This is a genomic window from Leptospira sanjuanensis, assembly GCF_022267325.1.
Lineage (GTDB): Bacteria > Spirochaetota > Leptospiria > Leptospirales > Leptospiraceae > Leptospira > Leptospira sanjuanensis.
The window spans coordinates 396,654-419,614 of the sequence record NZ_JAIZBG010000002.1 but is presented as its reverse complement, the minus strand read 5'-3'; the positions used below and the strand labels follow the sequence as shown (position 1 = coordinate 419,614).

The window sequence follows — 22,961 nt, the reverse complement described above, 5'->3', positions numbered from 1 at the left end:
ATCGATGTTTTTCTTTCATAAATTTTTTACCTACTTCCTGCAATGATCCATCCAAAAATAAAAAAATGACTCAAAAGAATTGGAACCGCTTGTTGGATGATTTACGAACGGAATGGTTTCCGTGCGATTTCTCTAAAGAAAATCGATTCATTCTCCGAAGAAAGAATCGGGAAATCCCCGAGATCCAACTTGGATTCAAAATCGAAACTGCTTCCTTTTCCTGAAAACGGAGAAGAGAATCAAGACATCCAACATCCTTTCTATATACACGTAAATTTATTCTAAAAAGAGCGGGATTTCCGCTCGCGTTATAACCTGATAAGTTTTTCTAAAGCCATGAATTTGGATCGTTTTTTCGGACCAAAAAAATCGAGGATGCTTCTTTGAAAAAAAGGAAGAATTCTTTCGTTCGTTCATGTCGATGGAATGGCGAAGATGTGTATTCGCTTAAACCAAAAGGACTAAATCGTCAAAGCGCTTTGTTTAATTGAGAGAAAAGACAACTAACGTGTAGTATGGATCGGATTCGTTTTAAGCGAAAGGATCACACGACGCAAACAATGGATTGCCCGCGTTTGCGTTTTTTGAAACGAATTTTCAATTCTGAGAATTGATTAGTTTTCGAAATTCTCTCGGAGACTTCCCCGTAAATTTAACACAAGCTCGATGAAAGGAAGAAGCGGAGTTGAACCCGCATTCTAAAGCGATCTGCAATAAATTCATATGAGACTTGTTTCTTAGATTCCGTTTAACGTCTTCGATCCGATTCATGTTCAAGAAGTCCGCAAACTTCATGGACATGTGTTTGTTGAGATAATACGAAGCTTGGTGCGTGGAAAGTCCGAGATAGGAAGCAAAGTCCGGCAAACGCAACTCTTCGTCCGCGTAACCTCTCACTTGAAGAAAGGAATTGATTCTTTCTTCGATCTTCTCCAGTTCCACTCCTTCTAAAATGTTTCTAGAACCTTCCGAAAGCATCTCCGATTCCATCAGATCTTCCACGGGAGAATCAACCAACGAATGACTGTCCACAAACTCCTTGTTCGATTCTCCATACGCGCGGCTGAAAAGAATCGGATAAAACCGTTCGATCAAAGTGATATACGCGATCATAATTCCCGGAATCAGCTCGGAAAACATCAGAATTCTCGTGGAATGCAGAACGGTTCCGAGCAAGTCCAAAATCAGCGAAAGCGTAATCGCAGAGGTAATAAAAGGAAAGTTAAAGAAAACACGGGGCTTTGCGGAAGATCGAATTTCTATGATGGACCAAACGGTCGTGTAAGACATCAGAGAAACCGCGATCGAATCGCAAATACAAATGAAAATCGTTCCTGGAACCGCGAAGGCGCTTCCCATCGCAATCGGGATGATTACGATCAGTCGCTTGCAGTAAAACCAAGGGTTGTGTAGGCGATCGAGGACGAAACGGATACAAATCAAAACCGCGGAAGACGCATACAGAACAAGACCGAAATAAATTCCTAGAAAGAGAGGATCTTTTTCCAATCGCGGGTCCGATTCCTGCGGGAAGATGACCTTGTTGTTCACCATCAAAAAGATGCTGACGCTGAGAAGAATCGTTCCATAGGCCTTACTGAATTCGTCCCTTTTGCCCGAATACAGTTTTACGATCGCCATCACGATTCCCGTTCCGACGCCGGCCGCGTGCGCGTAGAACAGATGAATCTCGGAAAAAAATAGAGAAGATACAATCTCGGAGAAGTTATTGAAATTAAACATTCGAAATCATCCCTTGCAATAGAATCGTTCTATCTTTGTATTGCGTTCCATCGAGTATAACCCGCCGGATCCCGTCCGGTCATCGGTAAATATAATTCTAAAAAAGGAAAATTATAAATATCATATATGCCATTTTAGAATTTAATTTAATCTGAAGTAGGATCGTATAACAACTCGTAGAAAAAAACTCGGCGAACCGGGGTCACAATCGTATGACCCTTGTTTGCCGGAAGCTCCGTATACAATTCTTTTCCCGGATTCTTAATTTCTAAATTGAATGTCCGCCGATGAAGACTGAAAGTGAAGCACTTTGGGCTGAGTTTCCCGAAACTGTTTCGGTGACATTCCCGTCTCCTTTAAAAAAGCCTTATAAAAAGAAGAATTGGAATTGAAACCGACGGCGATTCCGACCGAAACAACCGAACGAGCCGGGTCGTTCAACAACATCGACTTGGCTTCTTCCACCCGGAAACGATTGATATAGTTGTTGAAATTGATTCCAAGATGATTATTCAGAAAAAAGGAAAGCTGATGAACGGAAATTCCGAGTTCTTCCGAAACGTCGGGGAGGCGGATGTCTTCATCCAAATAAATTCTTTCCTCTTTGATGATATGCGCGAGTTTTTCTTCCAACGCGTTGATGTCTACGTCGTGTAAAAGGGAACGTTTGACTAGGTTTTTGCCGGGTTCGATCGTTAAAAAATCCAAAAGATTCGGATGGATGAGAGTCAGAAAGTAGTAAAAAACGACCGCAAACGTGGTGTGGACGCTGGAAAGAAGCACGAGAATCTTGTTTTCAAACACGATTCCGAGGATTTCCAAGGGAATACACAGCGAAATCAAGATCACCAGCGTAAGAATTGTCCGAAAACTGAACGAAGAAGATTCGTATTTTTTGTCGATAAATACATTGGCTACCGCAATTACGAAATAGACGAAAACATACAAATCGGCCGCAAATAAGAAGAATTCCAGCTCTTGAGTGCCTTGTTGCTCGTAAAACGTCGCGATCGGCAGCGCGAGAATAAAAGGCCCCAACAGATTCCAATAATAGATGAGAGGAAGGGTCGAAAACTTCTTAAAGATCATCGTTGAGATCAGAAATACGATCGTGCCGCTTGCGGCTAAAGCGATGATATCGATCAAAAAGAGAAATTTACGAAGCCAGGGAAGAGTGACCCAATTCAGGCTCGATTCGTCGACGAACTGAAAAATCGCCGTCAATACCAAGACGGTCGATACCAGATAATCGATCTGTCTGTTCGCACGAATCCAACTTCCAATTCCCAGGACTAAGGCAAAGCCCGCTCCAAATCTTATCAAGCTCAATAAGATTTCTTCATTTAACATTGAATCTAAAATATTCGCCATATCCGTTATTCGCTTTGTATCTTCTCCATTTATTTGTTAAGAAAACCAAAGCTCATCTCTAATTAAAGTCAGTGAACTCACCATATTCCAATCACGAGATTCATTTTTAATTTGAATTCAATTTGGTCCATTCAAATTCAATTAAAAGAAATCATTCTATATACGAAGGTGAAATTGACATTTAAATTGTAAAAGAAATTTTGAATATTCGTGATTACTTTTATTTCGATTAACAACTCTATAGATTAAGATCAATTCAAGTGATAAATAGTTTCTTTTGTATGTAAAATATTCCAGAACCCATCCTTAAATTGGATTATGGTTATTCGGTTTATAACCTGCGATCAATGTATTGTAAAAAAAAATAAATTCTTTTTAAATTGATGTTCAAAAAATACAAACAGATCAACCAATTCTTATTTTCGGAGTATAGTCGTTAATTTAGAAATCTTTAAAATGTTAAACGAAGTTCAAGAATCCTTGGGTCGGAAGTGTCGCAAGAGAATAAGGATTGTATCTAACGTTCTATCGTTAAATGAAATGAAAGAAATTAATTTCTGAGTCTTTCTGTTGGGCCTGCAATCAAATCAACAGATTCATGTCGAATTAAAGGAAATGCACATTTCAATTTATATTATGGAAAGAATTGATTTCATGAAATTCAAATGAATTTGTGCGAATGCGATGATTTGAAAAAAGAAAAACATGCTGAATTGAGAAACGTATAACTCGTTTTACCCAATTCGACTTCGTTTTCCGTCATAGAAACGAATGATCGCTTTGATGCGCTCCGTAAAAGTAGAAAAAAAATTAAAAGGAAATGCCCCTTTTGCCTACGCTTCCGTTCAACAGGAATGTAAATTCATAAATTCGTGAAGGTTTTCGAAGATATCAGGCGACTCGCGCAGAAAATTCATCTCGAGAAAAGAGAAGGACGGTGAGTGACACTTTTTTATTCAAAGAAAATTGTAAAAAAATCCCTTGTTTGGGGGAGATTCGACTCGGGAGCCCTGCCGAAATGCAGGTTCCCATTGCACGTTTTTTCTTTTTGAAAGAATCGTTCCTTTTCATAAATTGAACTGCCGACAAACCGCCGGGAAGAAAAAAGGTTTTTCTAAAAGAAGGATGTGAGCTTAGTTGAGCCATGCGGGGATCCTTTGCCTACTTTAGAAAGTGATAATTTACCAATTTCTTGAAAACAAAACGAAACGTTCTTCGATCGGTTTGTTCATTTGCGTTGATCGCTGTGGTCTTCTTATCGAAGTGGATAGATTACTATAAGTTGAAAATTTTCCTTAAATTTCTTTTGAAATTTATGTTATAAGATGAAAAGAAAGAATGAATTTATAGTATAAAATCGATGTATGATTTCTGAAAGCAGCGCTTTCTACATTGAGAATAAGCCACATGTAATGGATGTATATAGTTATTCTCTCTATAACCTGGAAGGGAAGCAATTGTATTCCGAACCGAATTACAATCCGCTCTTGGATTCCGAAGCAAAACTCAAAAAAATCGTAGAAAGATTTATCGATTACGGAAATCTTCATTCCGCCGTTTCCACTCTCCGCAGATTCAAGAACGGCAGAAATGTCCAGTTGATGGTGCGGTCGAACAACGATCGCATTTATCGGGTTAATTTTGAAATCAATCCGAAAGGCGGTTACGTTCTCGCGCATATCGAATCCACGACTCGAATTCTATCGAATCTCGAAAAGAATCGAGTGCAAAGATTTCGTTCTCTCAAACACGATTTGGTGAGAACTCTCAAGCTTGAAAAAACGTATTTTTATCTGGTAAACATTGAAATTTACAATCACCCCTTTCTTCACAAATACGAAACTCAGGTATACGAAGCGGTTTTTTTGGATCTGCATACGGAATTCTTAACGATTACGAACAGTCAAAACGTGGGGCTTCGGATTTCCACGAATCAGATTTTCTTCGCGTATCAGATCAACAAACCGGACGTCGATATCAATTGGATTCCTTCCAGTTTGATTTCGTATATGAAGAACACGATTCAAATTGAAAATCACGAATTTCATCTGAAACTTTCGATCGGCGGTTACCATACGGCGGAGACCGATACGAGTCCGCTACGAATTCTCAAAGGGCTGCGGGCCAATCTGAAAAAAGTGATCGATTATCCGTTCAGCCGTTATGCGACACAGAGCCAAAACGATTCTTCCAATCTGATTTCCACGTATTTATCCCTTCGCAATTCGGTTCACAAAAAGGAACTCCTCTTGTATTATCAACCGATCGTTCGTTCGGAAACGAAAGAACTTCATTCTTTGGAAGCGCTTTCGCGCTGGAATCATTCCGCAAAAGGGATGATCAGTCCGGACGTGTTTATTCCTTTAGCGGAAGAATCCGGTTTGATCAGTTCCATCGGAGCTTGGGTGATTCAAAGCGCTCTCTGGGATCTTTCTCAAATTCGAAAAAGCGATTCTTCGGTTTCGAACGCATTGATTTCGATCAACGTTTCTCCATTTCAATTGAAGAATCCCGAATTTGCGGACAATTTGATTTCTTATTTTTCAAAGCTGAATTTGAATCCGAATTCGATCGTTTTGGAAATGACGGAAAGCCGTTACGAAGAAACCGCTCTGATCATCGAACAGATGGCGATTTTAAAACGTTTCGGGTTTCAGATTGCGATCGACGACTTCGGAATCGGGAATTCGAATTTTTCCAGAATCGAAAAAATCGAATGCGATTATGTGAAATTGGATAAAAGCCTTGTGATCGGAGTCGACGTCAATCACAGCAAACGAAGCGTTTTGAAAGCCATTTCTCAAGTTCTTTCTTCGCTCGGTAAGAAAACCGTTTTTGAAGGAATCGAAAACGCGACCTTGGAAAATATCGCGATCGATTACGGTGCGAATTATCTCCAAGGGTATCACTATGGAAAGCCGACCTTGATTCAAGATCTTTCTTCCTTTCAAATTCCTCGATAATCCCATCAAGCGTTCTGCGTTAAACGCTCTTTCCATTCGAATATTTTTCCAGTCGATTTCTGACTCGGCATTTAGGTTATCTTTCAACCGAAGAATCGTAAAACTTGTTTGATCCGTTTTAAATTAAAATTCATTTTTCAGAATTATCAAAGTAAAGTATTCAAAATAGAAATATGAATTCGAATTGATAAGTTAGAAAAACATAAAATCCTAAAGAATAGAATAGCTTTGTAACTTTCAAGGGGCCAATAATAAAAAAGTGTTCCTTTTATAGAATGCGGCGAACAAAGACAGTGGATTCTATAAACTATAGGTATGCCAAATGTTCTTCGTCTTGATTTTCGATGGAAAGGCTCTTTCAAACATCCTTTGTTGCAATTTCAAGCGACTCATTTTACAAATATACTCTGGATCTTTGGGGGAGCTTTTCTTCTACACTGCGCACAAGCGGAGCCGATCGAGCTCGATGTTTCGCATAGTCCGGTCGGATTTCTGTTAAACGCATTCGTATACAGCGCTCATTCTTTGAGGAACGGAACTGAGAATCTGATTTTGGAAGAGGGGAGCTCCAGAACCATAGAGCTGGGAATAACGACATCTTCGGATATTCAAAAAGTCAAAATATTCAAAGAATTGAATGCGCCCGACGACGACTCCTTGACTTTCTCCGAGGAAGCGGAAATACAACGCACGTCCGGCTCCCCGAAAATTCTCATTCGTCTTGCCGTCGCTACGGATGCAAATTGCGAAGAAGAGAACTATGTTCTTGGTTTAAAAGCGGAAAACAACGTTGGGATCGGAAAAGTAAATATACGGATCCTAGAAGCGGATAAATGTATGTTCTTTGCAACGGCAAACGGCACCGGGTTTACCGGCGATTTAGGCGGTCTTGCCGGTGCGGATGCGATCTGTCAGACGGAAAAAAGCGACTTTCTGCCCGGAGATAAAAGAGAATATTCCGCATTTTTAGCGACTACGGTTACTCGGAAACCGGCCCTGAACATCGAACAGAGCGGAATCTCCGTTTGGCCGATGCGCAGAGGTTTGCGATATTACATTCACAGCAACGATGAAAGAAGAATTCATTTCTTCTTAGGAGCGGCGTATTCTCCCGCGCCCGCCTCGGAGGATCCGTCGGGAATTCTTCCGATTCCTTTGACCAACGGGATTCCCAATTCGATTCTGCCGAATCCCCCCGTCGTTTGGTCGGGATATTACAATTCGTTTCAGACATCGGTCGATTGTTCGAACTGGACTTCGAGTGCGAACACCGTTTCGGCATTGGTCATGAGTTCCATTTTCGACGACTCGTATTCGAACTGCGATGTCCGTCATTCTATCTTATGTATCAGACAATAAAATCAAACTATGAGGGCGCAAATGCAGGTTAGTAATGAGTTCGTTACATTCAATGTACAGGGAACGACTACCAAAGTTATGTTGATTAAACTTTCGGGAGTGATCGACAATCGTTCCATTATGAACGTTCGCGATATCATCCTATCGATTTTGGACGAATTTTCGGGGATCTACATTTTGGATTTGAATAAGATCGAAAACGAAGAGTTCATCAATCTTACCAATTTTCGAAAGATGATCTCGGACTCGATTCGGGTAAACCAGAATTGCGTAATCTTATCCGAGTGTAGAAAGTTGGAATTGTGGATCGAAAATTATTCCGTTTTTAACGGAGTCTATCTCGCTAAGAACGATTCGGAATTGGCTCAGGTTTTGAATGAGAAGATTTCAAACGATACGCTTTTGGACGATACGACCGACGAGTCCGATATTCGTCTGCACCTCGATTATCTGATTAAAGATAGTTATTGAAGGGAAATTTTAGAAGAATGGATCTTTTTCGATAAGAATTCTTCCGGAAAAAAATCTATCCGCCCAGTCCTCGGAAGAAAGTTCTCTTTTCGAGTAGGGCGGCCCTTTCGGAACCCGAAACATTCGAGTCCGAAAAATCGCTTCTTTTTTCGATCAAAACGTCATCGCTTTGTCCATTGCTTCGTCCAAGTCGATCGACAATATAATCAATTTGTCCAATCTTGTTAATTCGAAAATTTTGCTGATCGCGTTCGGGATCGAATACACGATCAATGCTCCTTTTAACTGCTTCATCAATCTGGCTTGCGTGCTGATCAGAACCGCGAGTCCGGAAGAATCGATATGCGTCGTCGCGGAAAGATCTAAAAGTAGAACCCTCGCTCCTTCGTCGATTTTCAGATTGAATAGATCCTTGAGTTTCTTAGAAGAGAAAATATTTACTTCCCCGTTCGTTTTCACGATCGTAATATGCGGTTTTAGTAAGTGATTTACGTGAGAATTGGACACGATCTCTACGGATAACTCATCTTTTGAATTGTTGGTTGCTTCCATTTTTGTTTTCCTAAAAATTAATATTGATTTTCATTTCGATTTTTTGATCTTTCCCGATCGGATTGAGTTCCGGACTCGGATTGATTGCGGGGGCCGCGGCTCCGTCGTGAAAAAAGAAGGCGAACGTCACCGGAAACGTAAGTAGTACCGCATTGAATAAATACGTGCAAGCCAAAGAAATTAAAAAAAGCTGATTCAGCTGTTTGTGTTTTTCAAATTCTCCGTTGGCTTGTTCCGCCCACAGAATCGATCCGTTGCTTTGCGGAATATAAACGGGGGTTTTCCCTTCCGAGTTCTTTGCAGCCATAAATTCATAGACGGATCCGGCCATCAAAAAAGCCGTCAAACCCATCAAAGTCGTTCCGCTTTTGACATAACCCTGTTTGCGAATGTAATAACCCGGAATCAGATAATCGATCAGTCGGATTTCCTTGCTCGTGCTTTCTTCCGAAATCTCTTTTTCCTCCTCCGCGGTTTTGTAATGAAGGGTGGAGATTTCGTCGCGTGTTATTTCGGTCGGCACGGGTTCGGATTCTTTTTGAATGAGAACCGAATTTTCGTTCACTTCCGCGATCGGCGCTCGAACTTCTTTTTTATCTTTGGACGTAATTAAAACGGAAAATCCGGCTTTCGCGAATTGTTCCAAAACCTTCGTGGAAGCGGCTTCGATCGTGATCGATTCCAAGTCTTTGAAAGACGCACGGAGATAACGGTTGTTTTCGTCGATATAATACACCGTGCTGGAATTGAGTTTGAGAAGTTTTAAACCGCATTTCGTTTCGGCCTGTTTTTTCAAACGCATACAAAGATGATTTCCGGATTCTTCGAAAAAGATCTCGGCCACGTCCTTTTTGAAAATCTTAATGTCTTCGTCTTCGGTATTGAGAATGATATGATCGGAAGCGCCTTCCGTTTCTTTCAATTCTCCCGAAAGAACTTCTCCGGATTTTAAAATCACTCGATGCGCGGAAAGACTCGCCGTGATAAAAGTAAACAATAGAACGTAGATCGGGATTCTTCTCATTTGGATAACTCGATTTGTATCGGCTCGCTCAGGCTGATTTTCTTTTTGGATTTTTTTTCGATTAAGGTGATCGATTGGTCGTCCTCGAAGATCGCTTTTAAAAACGGGGTTTTCTGCGAATTCCGAACGAATAAAAGTTTGTGCTGCGCTTTCACGGGAGTTCTCATCAACGCGATGGAATCGATCGTGTAGGTCGGTATCGTAACGGGGAAGTGAGCGGAGTAGAGTTTTGTCTGATCTCCGTCGATTACGATCTTATCGCCGTATACGGGAACGGAATCCGCGACTTGCACCGCGATAAAGTTCCGTGCGTCGGCTTTCGCTTCTTCTTCCGCTTTTTTTAAGAACGCGTCCGACTTAGAGACGATATCCTGCAGTTCGGAACTGAGAAGATTTTTCTTGTCGTCGACCTTGGCGGATTCCCGAAAACTTTTGAAACTGTCCTCCAAGCTGGGAGTGGGTTTTAGTTTTTCGGAAGAGGCTTTGATTTCCGCTGCTTCGCTCTTATCACCGAGACGTTCCGCGTTTTTATCGGAGATTCTCGCGATCTCGCTGCCGGCGTTGTAGTAATATCCGAGCATCAGAAGTCTTCGATTGGCTTTGATCGCGATTTCCTTATCCGTATCGGAAAAGGCGAGTTTTGCGTATTCCGTGATCGCGGCGCTCTGATTTCCGGTCTTTTCCAGAGAATAGGCGCGGATGTAGCGCATCTCGGCGGAATCCATCTTCGCTTTGGCGAATTCTTCCAAAACCTTGGCGTAGTTTCCCTTTGCAAAAAAGGCTCTGGCTCTGGATTCGGGACTGTCGAAATTCTCCTCGATCTCTTGGGCGCTTTGTTTCGATTTTTGCAGGATCGCGATGAGAATTTCCGCGTCGTTTGCGAAGACGGTTCCCGGATTGTTTTCCAGAACGCTTTCCAAATCCTTGAGAGCGTGATCGAATTCTCCTTGAACCGCGAGACAAAATCCTTGATGAAGAAGAATGAACCCGCTTTCGTCCGTTCCTTTTGCGAAGTCGCCTAACGTTTCTCCGTAGGCTTGGTAGGCTTCCTTATAACCTTGGTTCCGTTCCAGACTGAATGCGTGTTCCAAGGCGCGGATTTTGGAGGAATTGATTTCGAAATCGATGGGAGGTTTGCCAGTTACGAAACGGACCGCGTTGATCAAAACCGAACCGAAACTCTGTAAAACCCCGACGCTGAACGATTCGAGATGATTGCTTTCGATCAGGGAACTCTGGAGATTGTTGAGATTCATCTCCGCTTGGATATTGTCCCGGTTGGAAAGAATACTTTCGAATTTGGACCGGAGAATTTCGCTCGAAAAGGAGAAGTTGAAGAGTTTTCTCTTTTCGAGAGTGACTTTGAGTTCGTAGAGTTTTGTGTCGAGTACGACAAGACCGAAAAAGACGATCAATAGAAATCCTAAAATAGCGATGAACACACTTTTTTTCATTCGGTGATCTCTAAGATTCCGAACGTTACGTCGTCCGGAAAAACATTCGCGTAGGAATGAATTTCTCCTCTAAGCTTTTCGGTTAATTCTCCGGTAGGAAGCGTCGCGTATTTTTGAAACGCCTCGATCAAACGATCGTCTCCGAAGGGTTCGTTGGTTTCGTTGGTCGCGTCCAAAACACCGTCCGTATAAACGAGAATCTTATCGCCAGGAGACGTTTTGATTTTCAACACGTTGTAGTCGTCCGGGATTCCGATTCCGAGTACGAACCCGGTGGAATTGAGAACGACGATCTTATTCTGCGCCTTGCGGTAGTAATAAATCGGGTTGTGGCCCGCGCTGCAGAAGTAGGCGTAACCTCCTTCCTTTTCAAAAAGAATGAAGATTCCCGTCGCAAAGAACGTCCCTTGCAACGTCTCAAACAGATTGTCGCTGAGACGGTTGAAGATAAACGCGGGATTGACGGTTTCCTTCATGATGTTTTCCACGTTGTAGTGGATGATCGAAGTGATCAACGCCGCCGAAACTCCGTGTCCCGTTGCGTCCGCCAAAAAGAAGGCCGTTCTTGTATCGTTGATTTCGATGATGTCGTAGATGTCGCCGCTGACTTCCCTCATGGGTTGATAGACGATTTCGGCGTCGATCAGATTGAAATTCTTCCGTTTTTCGGGAAGAAAACATTCCTGAACGTTCTTTCCGATTTCCAATTCGGTTTGAATCTGCGTGTTCTTCAATCGAAGAGAATCGAATTGAGAGGAAATCTGTTCCGCCATTCCGTTAAACGTGTTTCCTAACGCGTCCAATTCGTCTTGCGCGGAGACGTTCCAGGAAATTCTCGCGTTGAGATTTCCCGTTGCCATCGTTTCGCTGACTTCTTTTAAAAGAAACAGGCGCACGAAAATCTTGCGGTAGAGAAAAATTCCGAAAAGGATATGAAAGGCAAATCCCCAAACCAGCAACAAACCGAGCTGGATGTAAAGAGAACGTAGACGATCGACCATCTCCCTCATCTTAATTTGAGAAATCAGAAACGTTTTCGGATTCAGATAAAAGATCAGATTTACGATAAAATGATCGGTATCGAGTTCGATATCATAGGAAGTATTCAACGCCGCTTTGGCGTTGGTCATGTTTTTGAGTTTCGTTTTGAGATCCGCTACGGACGCCGTAACTCCGTTGGAAAGGAGAGTATGCGTTTTTTCTAAAGAAGCGTCGTCTGCGGCGATTACGGAAAAGTTCGTAAGTCCGATGCTGAGCAATTTGGATTGAAACTCGTCGGTTTGGGTCGCGTCTTCAAAGTTGATATTGCCGAAGGATTCCACCTTCTTTAGAATTTCGCGCGCGACTCGATCGGATTCGAGCGTGAAATTGGAGATCAAAAGATCGGTTTGGTTTTCAAAAATCATGACCGCTACAAACGTAAGATTGACGACCGTTAAGATCGTATAAATAACGATAATCTGCAAGCGAAGGGATTTTTTCATGACCAAGATAGATTATCGTTCTTTAAAGCTTCAAAATCATTGCAGGCTATAAAGTGAAGTCTTTTGTTTCCAGAGCGATCCTACGTTCGATTTTAAAAAAAAATTTTAAAATAAGGAACAAAACGTAAGAGCAAAAGGTTTTCTTTCGTCGTTCTTCTGCACTTGAATCTAATTTTGTTTTTGAAAAAAAATGAGGCACAACCGTTACAAAAGGTTGCTGCAATAATTTATTGAAGAAGGTTGAAAGACATATCTCCGCGAAATTGAACCGAAAAATTCTTAGAAAAAAAGTGGGAATCGCTCACCAATACATCGAACGTATTAGTGAATTCGATTCCGAAATGAATGATCCTTGGATGTGCTGAAAAAACGTACAGACTTTCAAATCGTTCGGAGCGAGATTTTTTAATCCGTCATGGAAGAAGAATGCAGGATTGCGTTCTTTCTTTGTTCTCCCAAAAACCAAAAGTATAAAATCGGAACGGTAAATCGACTGAGTAAGGTCGCCGCCACTTCTCCGAAAATCAATGACACGGCCAAACCTTGAAAGATCGGATCAAAGAGCATGATCGAACTTCCCACAACGACTGCGGCCGCGGTCAAAAGCATCGGTCTAAATCGAACGACTCCCGCGTCGATCACCGCTTGGCGCAACGGTTTCCCGAGTTTGAGTTCCGATTCGATAAAATCCACGAGGATGATCGAATTCCGTACGATGATTCCCGCTCCCGCGATAAAACCGATCATCGAAGTCGCGGTAAAATACGCGCCCGTAAACCAATGTCCCGGAAGAATTCCGATTAACGAAATCGGGATCGGAGCCATGATCACAAGAGGAACGGAATAACTTCCGAACCACGCCAAAATCAAAACGTAAATCAGAATCATCACGATCGCAAAAGCTCCTCCTAAATCACGAAAGACCTCGTAGGTGATGAACCATTCTCCGTCCCATTTGATCGAGACCTGATCGGTTTGTTTCGGCGTTTCGAGCGTGGAAGTCGGGAACGGAATTTTCGGAGACAGTTTAAGAATCCCGTAGACGGGCGCTTCTTCCGCTCCGCTAAACTCGCTCGTGACGTATTCCACCGGTCTCAAATTCTTCCGATTCAAATATACCGTATTTTGAATATAAGGAGAATTGAATAATCGTTCGGTCGATACGACTCCGCTTTCGAACGTGGAAACTCCCAGGCCGTGAAACGGATGTGCGGAGGATCGGGCCGAGTTTGTAACGGAAAGATCCACCGTGATTTCTTCGGGGTTTACGGCCTCGCTCAAAGAGAATAGGGCGGTTTCCGAAAACAAAATCCGAGAATCTCTCGCGGCCGTTTCAGATCGAACTCCCAAAATTCCGCCGAGGTTCGTATCGAACGGATATACGACCTTAGGACGTCCCGTTCTCAAGCTTGAATCCAAATCGACGACGCCTTCCTGTTCGGAAAGAATCGAGCGCACCTTGGCCGCCGCTTGTTTGCGTTCCGTTTCCGAAGGACCGTAAATCTCCGCGACAAAGGTGGCAAGCACGGGAGGACCGGGAGGAATTTCCAAAACCTTTGTCAGGGCGTTTTCATTCCTATCAAACTCGGCGAGAATCGGACGGATCGACTCGATGATCGAGTGACTTTTCGAGTTTCGTTCGTCTTTCGATTTAAGAACGATATGCAGGTCCGCTTTCCAATCGTCGCTTCGTAAAAAGCTGTGTTTGACCATACCCGAAAAGGAAAAGGGCGCCGCTTCTCCCGCAAAAATCTGCACTTTTTCTACATTATCATTTTTTAATATTTCTTGTGCGAGACGTTTGGAAATCTGCAGGTTCTTTTCCAATGTAGTTTTCGGATCGTAGTCGATCAGAATCTGAAACTCGTCCTTGTCGTCGAACGGCAGCATTTTGACTTTTACGATCTTCAATCCGACGAATGCGAACGAAATCAAAAGAAGCGTCGCCACTCCGACGAGGAACTTGGCCGAATTCTTTTTGTTCCGCAAAAGCCAATCGGTAAATCGAATGTAGAGTCGATCCAGTTTGGAAATCTTTTGGCGTTCCCGTTTTTCGGGAGAATGCTCCGCTTCGTGTTTTAAAATTCGAACGCTCATCCAAGGAGTTACGATAAACGCGACGAGCAGGGATAGAATCATCGCAAGACTCGCACCCACGGGAATCGGTTTCATGTAAGGGCCCATCAGTCCTCTTACGAACGCCATCGGAAGAATCGCCGCGATCACGGTAAACGTGGCGAGGATCGTGGGATTTCCCACTTCGGAGACCGCATTCAACGCTGCCCGTAAAATTCCCAACTCCGGATTTTCTTTGAGATGGCGTTCAATGTTTTCCACGACTACGATGGCGTCGTCTACTAAGATCCCGATCGAGAAGATAAGCGCGAATAACGTGACCCGATTCAACGTATATCCCAAAAAGTAATACAAAGCCAGAGTCAGCGCGAGAGTAACCGGAATCGCAACCGAAACGACGAGCGATGCGCGCAAACCCATCCATAACGCGATGAGAATCGCGACCGAGATCGTGGCGATCAACAAGTGTTCGATCAACTCGTTGGATTTCGCGGAGGCGGTGGAGCCGTAATCCCGCAGTACGGACATCCGAACGTCGGGAGGAAGACGTTTTGAAAACGATTCCGCCTTGTCCAAAAGTTCTTTCGAAAGAGGCACGACGTTCGTACCTTTCCGTTTTGCGAAACTGATCGTAACGGCGGTTTTTGCAACGGAAGAATTCTCCCGTTCATAAAGAACCGATTCTTTCGTTTTTTCCTGAGGGCCGTCGATGACGTCGGCCACTTCGAAAACTCGAATCACCCGTCCGCCTCTTTGTGCGATCGGAAGAGAACGCACGTCGTTCGAACGCGAAATCGTGGTCCCCACTTCCACGTCGTAATTTTGATTCTTCCCCCAGGTTTGACCCGCGGGAAGAAACGCGTCGTTTGCACGGAGCGCGTTTGCCAGATCGGAAAGCCCGATTCCATAACGATTCAATCGAACCGGGTCCGCGATGACGCGTACGGATCGTTTTCTTCCTCCGAGAAGTTCCACCTTCGAAAGGTCGGGTGTTCCGGACAATTCTCGTGCTAAAGGAGCGACTAACGTTCGGAGGGAAAAATCGTCCCTCTGATCCGAACTGAACGTCAGCGCAAGAAAGGGAACGTCGTCTATGGTCAAGGAACGGACTGAGGAATAACTTACGTTAGGCGGAAGATCGTTTCTAATCTCGAGAAGTTTATGATGTATTTTCACCAAAGAAGGTTCCAAAGGTTGACCGACTTCGAAACGAACCGTAACCAACGCGCCGTGATCCGTACTGGAAGAATACACGTATTCCACCCCTTCCAAACCCCAAACGGACCGTTCCACCGGCTCCGTGATTTTTCGTTCCACTTCGTGAGCGCTAAAACCCGGAGCCGCGAGTTGAATGTCTATCATCGGAACGGAAATCTGAGGCTCTTCCTCTTTCGGAGTCAGAAACACGGCGATCAAACCGAGTAGTAAACTGGAAAGAATCAATACGGGAGTCAACTTGGAATGGACGAATGCCCCGGCGATTTTTCCCGCAAAGCCGACGCCGGATTTCGACGGATTAGAATTCGTTTTCATGGGATGCTCCTTTTGCGTTGTAAAGGGAAAGTTCTCCGCGGATACGGAGATATTCGGTTTCCGTTGCGGATTTGATTCGTAACAGTTCGGCCATTCTTGAAAATGATTCCGCCATTTGAGGCACGAGAATCGAGCCGTTTTGAAACAATCTCTGAGAAATTTTGAGCTGCTCCTCCTGAAAACGGACGGAGTCGTAAATCGAATTCAAATTATCGAATATACTTTTTTCTCTGGAAAGAAGAAGCCGAAAATTCCCTTCCTCTTTGAGACGGATCTCTTCCGCTTTTTTACGGACTGCTTCTTCTTTCGCCTTCGCTTCGTCCAAAGCGCCAAGATCGGAAGGACTCAGAAGATTCATCTGAAGATAAACACCGGCGTTGTAAGCGTTCGCCTGATTTCGACTGCCGTCATAGGCGTAGGTTTCCGCATAAGCCGCGATCTTCGGAAGAAAACGGGCGCGTTCCGCTTCTATCCCTGCTTTCGCTTCCTCTGAATGAAAGCGAAACGCTTCGGAAAGAGGCGTATGTCCGGATTCACGCAAAGCGGGAAGAGGAAGATATTGGTCCGCAAATTTCAGGAGTGAGATTCGCTTCGGACGAAGTTGTTCCTCCGAAATCTCCGGAGCCATCATGCGAATCGTTTCTTCGGCGGTTCTGCGCGCGGTCTCCTGTTCCTTTTTGGAAACCTCCAAAAGATTTTGAAGACTGCGTAACGCGAGAAAGCCGGAATACCCCACGGGGTTATCGCGATTTCCGATTCTATATCTACCTAAAAAATCGCGGATCTCCCGGAGTAAAGATTCCGTTTTCGCGAGATTCTCCTCCGAGAGCGAAATCGACTGGAAAGCCGCAGCCGCATTCGAATATTCTAAAATACGAATGTATTGTTGTTCCGATTTTACCGCGGAAAACCTTTTTTCAAGAGCGGAATGAGCCGCCGTTTTTCCTCCTCCTTCAAAGAGGGGAAGTTCCACGCCGATCGTGCCGCGGGAATACGTGTGATCGCCCGGACGATTGAGCGTGTCTTTTGCAAAGAGGTTGACCGAATCCGAATTTAAGACGGTATACGGTTGATTGTTCGCGTCGAGAAAGTTCGAAGGTTGGGTTCGAACGCTCGCAGTGGAAAAATCGGATTGGTTTGCGGATCTTTGTCCGAGTTTCCCGAGGAAGTTCAAAGCAGGATCGTTCGTTCTGTAAGAACGAACGTCGGCATATACTTTCGGAAGCCAGTGTTTTGCGGCGCGGTCTTTTCCGATTTCGGCGACTCGGACTTCCGCCGTTTTAGATTTTAAAACGGCGGATTGGGACCGGATTTGATCCCATATTTCCGAGAACTCGATTCGTTTCTCTTCCGTCGCGGAAACGTTTTCGAAAAACGCAAACGACAAAAACACGATCGTAAAGACGGCCGCGGATCTCATCTGTTTCCGCCTTTGATTTCCGCAAGGGACGGAATGCCGATCTTTTTCAAAAAATAAGACATCGGACAAAATCCCGTGAACGAAAACAGGATCAGGTTCAACCCTACCAAAAGATTGAAGGCGAATCCCCATTGATTCACGAAGAATCCCAAAGTCAATCCCGCAAGGGAAACCGTGCCTGCGATCAAAAATAAATACCTTTCCAAATACCAACTGTTCATCTGATTCTCCTTTTTTATATACCCCATAGAGTATAATTATACAATACCCCGTATAGTATATAAAACGGACAAGAGTTTTTTACGGGCACGTCGGTATTTATCGATTTTTTATTCCTTAAGTGGGAGAGAAATTTCTCAAAGGAAGAAGGCGGCTTTGATCGCGGTTCGAATGTTTTCCATATCGGGCTTCTTTTTGCTCTCGATTAAACAACGATCCATATACTCTTGAACATACGCTTCTCCGAACTTTTTGATCGCTTGGCTCGCCGCTTTTAAAAGAAGAAGCGTTTTTTCGCAATCCATCGTGTCGTTTTGAAGACCTTTTTCCACTGCTTCCAATTGGCCTTGGATGCGGTGGATTCGATTTATGAGCAATTTTGTGCCGGTTTCGGATTTCATAGTTACATAGGATAGGGGGTATTCTATTTGGTCAATTTCGATATCACGCCGCTGCTGCGAAAACCGCTTCCACGAGAATCGGCAAGTCGTCGAGCGCGCTTACTTTTCCCGTCAATTTCCAAGTGTGCAGAACTCCTTCGTAACAGGCAAAAATTCTGCGCGCTAAAAGTTTCGGATCGGCTTGTTTCGTAATCAAACCCGTTTGCTGCCACTGCGAAAGATATTCGGTAAGAATATCGATCGTTCGCAGGGAAACTTTTCTCGCTTCTTCGGAAATGGAATGCGAAGTGGAGGCGATCTGTGCCACTGTGTTTGCCATCGGGCAGCCGGCAAATCCCGTGCTTTTGGTTTGTCTGCGCAGGATTTGGGTCCACGCGCGGATGAATTCTTTGGGAGTTTCCGAGCGGGACTTTAAACGTTCGAGCAAAAGGATTTGTTCGTTTCCGTAAAATTCTATGGTTGCCTTTCCAAGATCGTCTTTGGAGGGGAAATGGTCGTAAAAACTCGCTTTAGCGGTTTTAGATTCCTGGATGATTTGATTGATTCCCGTATTTCCGTAGCCTTGCGTTTGAAACAATCGGACCGCGGTTTCTAGAATTCTATCCTTGGGTCCGGATTCTCGACTTGACATTTTCTTTCCTTTTTGATTCAATAGCAGACAGACTTGTCTGTTCTGGTTTTTCTTCCTTTATCAAAGCCGGAAACGTTCGAAAATGCAAGTCTTTTTGGAGATTTTATGGAATCCACACAATCCGAATTCGTAAATATAACGGGCGCGGCCAAGACCGTAGAAGAGGCGGTCAATACGCGTCATAGTATTCGAGACTTCGAATCCAAACCGATCGACGAAAAAATTCTTTCCGAGTTGTTTCGGAATTCTTTGCGCGCTCCGAGCTGGAAGAACAGTCAGCCTTGGAAAGTTCATGTCGTGAGCGGTGCGAGAAGAGATCGTATGGCGGAGCTACTCGTCGACCGCGCCAAACAAGGAGATCCGGTTCCCGATACCGTTTGGCCCACCGGTTTCCCTTCCGACGCAAAACGGAGAATGTTCGATCTCGGGATGAAAATCTACGGTGTCGCCGGTATCGAACGAAAAGACAAAGACGCGCGCGACGGTTTTATGCTGCGCAACTTCGAATTTTTCGGCGCGCCGACCGCCGTGTTCATCACGACCGAGTTCGAATTGAATTTTTACATCGCGTTGGACATCGGTTGTTATCTGAATACGTTGATGCTTTTGGCGAGAGGCTACGGTTTGGGAAGCGTTCCGCAAGCCGCGTTATCTGCCTTTCCCGAAGTCGTTCGACAAGAGTTGAATCTTCCCGCGACGGAGAAAGTGGTTTGCGGTTTGAGTTTGGGATACCCGAAGATCGATTCCGACTTGAATTCGTTTCATACTCCGAGGGAACCGATCGCGGATCTCGTTACATTTTATTAAAATGCGCCGGACGTCTTTCTTGACGATCGGGATTTTCCGAAAGATTTAGGCGAGACGGAATGTTTGAGCCATTCCGAACTCGCCGACCTTTGTAAGAAAGTCCATAGACAGGAGGGTTGTCGAATTCGGAAGCGGTTTTTTGAAAGCGGTTCCCGTCTCCGATTCTTCTTATTGCAATAGCGCGATGGATTTTCCGATATAACCGACAACTGTTAGAAGCACCAAAAAGATCCCGAAACTGACCATCGCCACGCTCAATCCGATCGGCGTATCCCAGCTGTACCATTTTCCGAGCGAAAGCTTGACGGATTCTTCCCATTCTTTGCCTTGTAGATTCATGAAAAAGCTCCTTTTCCGGTTCTATTTTTCTTGTAATTGCTAGAACTGTTAAGTATCTTAATAAATCTAACTAAATATGTCAACCAAAAACTCCCGAAAACTCTCCCGTGAGGAGCTCCTACAAAAAATGTCTCTAACGGGGCATCGATCCAGCAACGCGACCGTTTTGTTCCATCAGGCCGCGGCGGAACGATTCGGGTTGAACGCGACGGATATGAAAACTCTTCCTCTGCTGGAAGAAGGTCCGATCGCCGCCGGAAAATTGGCTCAATCCTTGGGTTTAACAACGGGGGCGGTCACAACCGTGATCGATCGTTTGGAGAAATCCGGAATCGTGCGCCGCGTGGCGGACCCGAACGACCGGCGTAAGGTTGTGGTGGAATTCAATCCGGAACGAATGCAAGAAACCGCGAAGGTGTATGCTGCGATGGGAGAGGCGATGCGAAACCTTTTCGAAAAATATTCCGACGAAGAATTGGAATTGTTGATTCGGTTTCAGGAAGAAGCCGCGGCGATTCTCATTCAAGAGGCAACGAATCTCCGAAATCTTCCTAAGGAATAAAAAGAATGTCCGAAATTCTGATCATCTTTACGCTTCTCATTCTGTCTCCGACCGAACTCAAATTGATCTCGGAACGTGTGAACGCGGTTTCCGGTCGTTCGGACGGAAAGTCCGAATTCGTTTTTGAAAACACGAAGGACGGTTTTACGACCGCTTCGGAAAAAATGCAGAAACTAAAAGGAAGCGAACCCTCTCGGGAATGTCTGATCAATCTTTCCGAGAAAGAAGGCGGGTTTGCAGGACTTCCTGTCAGAAATTCTCCTAAGAATCTTGGTGAAACAAAGGGCTTGTCGCATACGGAGTTGGCCGAGCTTTGTAAAAAAGCGGTTCTAAAAAAGTAAGTCTTTCCCGTCTTCCGGTCTCGCTCGCGGCTCCCGCGGTGAATTGGAACGAGACGGCTATCCGCAAAGGCAAACCGAAAAATGGAAAGGTATTCGATTCACAATTCGAAACGCGAGCTGGAAAGAATCGCGATTCTTCTTGAATCGCAAATCGGATTTGTTTCCTAAAAACGAGGAAGAAAAAAAGAATCCGTCGTTCCGTTTGAAAATATCCGGGATTTGAATTGCCTTCCTAAGACAAAAATAGGAAAGGAGAAGATCGAAGGTAAATCATTGCTCGGAATTTCAGTCGTCCTCTATCTCCTCACTACGATTCTCATCGGAGCCGCCGCCTCGCGCTTCGTAAGCGATTCGAAAGACTACGTTCTCGCGGGAAGAAGACTTCCGCTTTTTCTCGCTTCCTCCGCATTATTTGCAACCTGGTTCGGATCGGAAACCTTGCTCGGAGCGTCTTCGCGTTTTGTCGAGGAAGGAGTTCTCGGAGTCATAGAAGATCCGTTCGGAGCGGCCCTTTGTCTTTTTTTAGTCGGAGTGTTTTTTGCACGACCTCTCTATCGGATGAACATTCTCACCTTCGGAGATTTTTATAAGAATCGATTCGGAAGAAGGGCGGAGATCGTATCGAGCGTCTTTATGATTCCTTCGTATTTCGGGTGGATCGCGGCGCAGTTCGTCGCGCTCGGAATCATTCTTCATTCTCTTACGGATCTGCCCGTGTCGACGGGAATTTTCATCGGAGCCGGTGTGGTGTTGATCTACACGGTGATCGGAGGAATGTGGGCGATTTCTCTTACGGATTTTTTACAGACGATCTTAATCGTATTAGGACTTGCTTATCTAGTTTGGGATCTGAGTTCGCAGGCGGGAGGATTGGACGTCGTGCTTTCCTCGACAAAACCGGGATTTTTCCGATTCGTGCCCGAGATGGAAACGAAGAGCGTCTTGGTTTATATCGCCGCTTGGATGACGATCGGACTCGGCTCGATTCCGCAACAGGATATCTTTCAAAGGGTGATGGCTTCCAAATCCGAAAAGATCGCCGTGTATTCTTCCTTGCTTGGATCTTTTTTTTATTTGAGCGTCGCTATGCTTCCGCTTCTCGCCGTACTTTGCGCGCGAAAAGTGTATCCGGAAATCGCGGGAGAAGACGCGCAGATGATTCTTCCCAAAACCGTATTGACGCATACCGGATTGTTCACGCAGATATTATTCTTCGGAGCGTTGTTATCCGCGGTGATGAGCACCGCGAGCGGCGCGATCCTAGCGCCTGCATCGGTGTTAGGCGAAAACGTCGTGCGTCCGTTTCTCAAAGATCCGAACGAGAAAAAACTGCTCCGGATTCTGAGGATCTCGGTGGTCGCCATTACGGTCGTATCCTTGTCGATGGCGATTACCAAGAGCAATATCTACGAACTTGTGTCGCAGGCGTCCGCTCTGAGTCTCGTATCCTTGTTCGTTCCGCTTGTGGCCGGACTTTTTCGAAAAAGTTCGACGTCGACAGGCGCCGTATTTTCCATGATCGTCGGATTCATCGTATGGCTTTTTTGGAATATAATGAATTTTGAAACTCCCGCGTCGATCCCGGGTTTGACCGCGAGTTTTGTCGCGCTTATGGTCGGGGATTTTATGGAAAGAAGGGGTTACGGATTCGAGAAGCAGGCGATCGCCGACAATCCGGCCGAACAGGAATAGGAAAGAAAAAAAATTACGATTACGCGGGAGTTCCCACAAAAGTTCTCCGTCGATTGTTGTCACAACGAATTGCTGTAATTCTGATATAGATGAATTCACGCACAGGAAATCCAACACATTCTCAAACCGTCGAAATTCCACGTAAAAAATAAGGGCGATTCGCTCGCGAATAGGCCAGTGTTCGCGGAACTTGCCGCGGGCTGTTGTTCGATCGAACCGGCTTTCGTGCTCGCGCCGCGCTTTCCGCTCCAATCCCTCGCACTTCTATCGTTCGATCCGGATTCTCTATTTGAACCGCTCGGGGATTTCCGCTTCAATCGCTATCGCAACCGTTGAAAAGAATCTGTTCGTTTGCCATAAGCGATTATCTCTAAAACCGGAAAAACATTGCAGGAGTTCCCACAAATAGCTCTGGAACTTGTTCCAAACTCGGAGCATAACTGTAATAGTTCCCACAAAAGCCTTGTATTTCGGCCTATTTGGCTTTCGAAGAGGATTTTCGTCGATTGACCACGCAGG

19 protein-coding genes are annotated in these 22,961 nt (G+C 44.6%); 7 read left to right on the top strand and 12 right to left on the bottom strand.

What is annotated here, in order from left to right:
• Positions 1-597: 597 nt before the first annotated feature.
• Both LFX25_RS20180 and LFX25_RS20175 read right to left on the bottom strand, forming a co-directional pair.
• Positions 598-1,743 carry a helix-turn-helix domain-containing protein gene (locus LFX25_RS20180; protein WP_238732022.1) on the bottom strand — a complete coding sequence of 382 codons (1,146 nt, stop codon included), beginning with the start codon at positions 1,741-1,743 and terminating at the stop codon, positions 598-600.
• Between the two features lie 261 nt (positions 1,744-2,004).
• Positions 2,005-3,114, bottom strand: coding sequence for an AraC family transcriptional regulator (locus tag LFX25_RS20175; protein ID WP_238732021.1), 1,110 nt, complete (start codon positions 3,112-3,114; stop codon positions 2,005-2,007).
• Between the two features lie 1,364 nt (positions 3,115-4,478).
• Here LFX25_RS20175 and LFX25_RS20170 point away from each other — a divergent pair.
• From LFX25_RS20170 to LFX25_RS20160, 3 genes are all read left to right on the top strand, one after another.
• Positions 4,479-6,077 (top strand): EAL domain-containing protein, encoded by a 1,599-nt coding sequence (locus LFX25_RS20170; RefSeq protein WP_238732020.1) that lies wholly within the window; start codon positions 4,479-4,481, stop codon positions 6,075-6,077.
• A gap of 369 nt (positions 6,078-6,446) precedes the next feature.
• Positions 6,447-7,436 carry a DUF1554 domain-containing protein gene (locus LFX25_RS20165; RefSeq protein WP_238732019.1) on the top strand — a complete coding sequence of 330 codons (990 nt, stop codon included), beginning with the start codon at positions 6,447-6,449 and terminating at the stop codon, positions 7,434-7,436.
• A gap of 78 nt (positions 7,437-7,514) precedes the next feature.
• Positions 7,515-7,907: a hypothetical protein gene (locus LFX25_RS20160; RefSeq protein WP_238732087.1), complete on the top strand. Its 393-nt coding sequence runs from the start codon at positions 7,515-7,517 to the stop codon at positions 7,905-7,907.
• Positions 7,908-8,060: 153 nt separating this feature from the next.
• Here LFX25_RS20160 and LFX25_RS20155 read toward each other — a convergent pair whose 3' ends face one another.
• From LFX25_RS20155 to LFX25_RS20115, 9 genes are all read right to left on the bottom strand, one after another.
• Positions 8,061-8,459: an STAS domain-containing protein gene (locus LFX25_RS20155; RefSeq protein ID WP_238732018.1), complete on the bottom strand. Its 399-nt coding sequence runs from the start codon at positions 8,457-8,459 to the stop codon at positions 8,061-8,063.
• 10 nt (positions 8,460-8,469) lie between these two features.
• The gene (locus tag LFX25_RS20150) at positions 8,470-9,483 is read right to left on the bottom strand and encodes an LB_137 family protein (protein WP_238732016.1); all 1,014 of its coding nucleotides are present in this window, start codon (positions 9,481-9,483) and stop codon (positions 8,470-8,472) included.
• Positions 9,480-10,937 (bottom strand): tetratricopeptide repeat protein, encoded by a 1,458-nt coding sequence (locus LFX25_RS20145; protein WP_238732014.1) that lies wholly within the window; start codon positions 10,935-10,937, stop codon positions 9,480-9,482. Before LFX25_RS20145 ends, LFX25_RS20150 begins: the two co-directional genes overlap by 4 nt.
• Positions 10,934-12,421 (bottom strand): SpoIIE family protein phosphatase, encoded by a 1,488-nt coding sequence (locus tag LFX25_RS20140; protein ID WP_238732013.1) that lies wholly within the window; start codon positions 12,419-12,421, stop codon positions 10,934-10,936. Before LFX25_RS20140 ends, LFX25_RS20145 begins: the two co-directional genes overlap by 4 nt.
• A gap of 405 nt (positions 12,422-12,826) precedes the next feature.
• Entirely contained in the window at positions 12,827-16,030 is a 3,204-nt protein-coding gene (locus LFX25_RS20135) for an efflux RND transporter permease subunit (protein ID WP_238732012.1), read from the bottom strand.
• On the bottom strand, positions 16,014-17,450 hold the full coding sequence (locus LFX25_RS20130; RefSeq protein WP_238732011.1) for a TolC family protein: 1,437 nt from the start codon (positions 17,448-17,450) through the stop codon (positions 16,014-16,016). The genes LFX25_RS20135 and LFX25_RS20130 overlap by 17 nt, the downstream gene beginning before the upstream one ends.
• Complete coding sequence (locus LFX25_RS20125) at positions 17,447-17,671, bottom strand: YgaP family membrane protein (RefSeq protein WP_238732010.1); 225 nt, start codon at positions 17,669-17,671, stop codon at positions 17,447-17,449. The genes LFX25_RS20130 and LFX25_RS20125 overlap by 4 nt, the downstream gene beginning before the upstream one ends.
• Positions 17,672-17,806: 135 nt before the next feature.
• Positions 17,807-18,070, bottom strand: a complete 264-nt coding sequence (locus LFX25_RS20120; protein WP_238732009.1) for a metal-sensitive transcriptional regulator — start codon at positions 18,068-18,070, stop codon at positions 17,807-17,809.
• 43 nt (positions 18,071-18,113) lie between these two features.
• On the bottom strand, positions 18,114-18,701 hold the full coding sequence (locus tag LFX25_RS20115) for a TetR/AcrR family transcriptional regulator (protein ID WP_238732008.1): 588 nt from the start codon (positions 18,699-18,701) through the stop codon (positions 18,114-18,116).
• A gap of 105 nt (positions 18,702-18,806) precedes the next feature.
• Between LFX25_RS20115 and LFX25_RS20110 the strand changes: the two genes are divergently transcribed.
• Positions 18,807-19,508, top strand: coding sequence for a nitroreductase (locus LFX25_RS20110; protein ID WP_238732007.1), 702 nt, complete (start codon positions 18,807-18,809; stop codon positions 19,506-19,508).
• 168 nt (positions 19,509-19,676) lie between these two features.
• On the opposite strand, the gene LFX25_RS20105 is transcribed toward LFX25_RS20110, so the two are convergent.
• Positions 19,677-19,847: a hypothetical protein gene (locus LFX25_RS20105; RefSeq protein ID WP_238732006.1), complete on the bottom strand. Its 171-nt coding sequence runs from the start codon at positions 19,845-19,847 to the stop codon at positions 19,677-19,679.
• A gap of 127 nt (positions 19,848-19,974) precedes the next feature.
• Here LFX25_RS20105 and LFX25_RS20100 point away from each other — a divergent pair, with 127 nt between their 5' ends.
• From LFX25_RS20100 to LFX25_RS20090, 3 genes are all read left to right on the top strand, one after another.
• A complete protein-coding gene (locus LFX25_RS20100) occupies positions 19,975-20,409 on the top strand; it encodes a MarR family transcriptional regulator (protein ID WP_238732005.1) in 435 nt (144 codons plus the stop codon).
• A 5-nt stretch (positions 20,410-20,414) separates the two neighbouring features.
• A complete protein-coding gene (locus LFX25_RS20095) occupies positions 20,415-20,750 on the top strand; it encodes a hypothetical protein (protein WP_238732004.1) in 336 nt (111 codons plus the stop codon).
• 273 nt (positions 20,751-21,023) lie between these two features.
• The gene (locus LFX25_RS20090) at positions 21,024-22,442 is read left to right on the top strand and encodes a sodium:solute symporter family protein (RefSeq protein ID WP_238732002.1); all 1,419 of its coding nucleotides are present in this window, start codon (positions 21,024-21,026) and stop codon (positions 22,440-22,442) included.
• Positions 22,443-22,961: the final 519 nt, after the last annotated feature.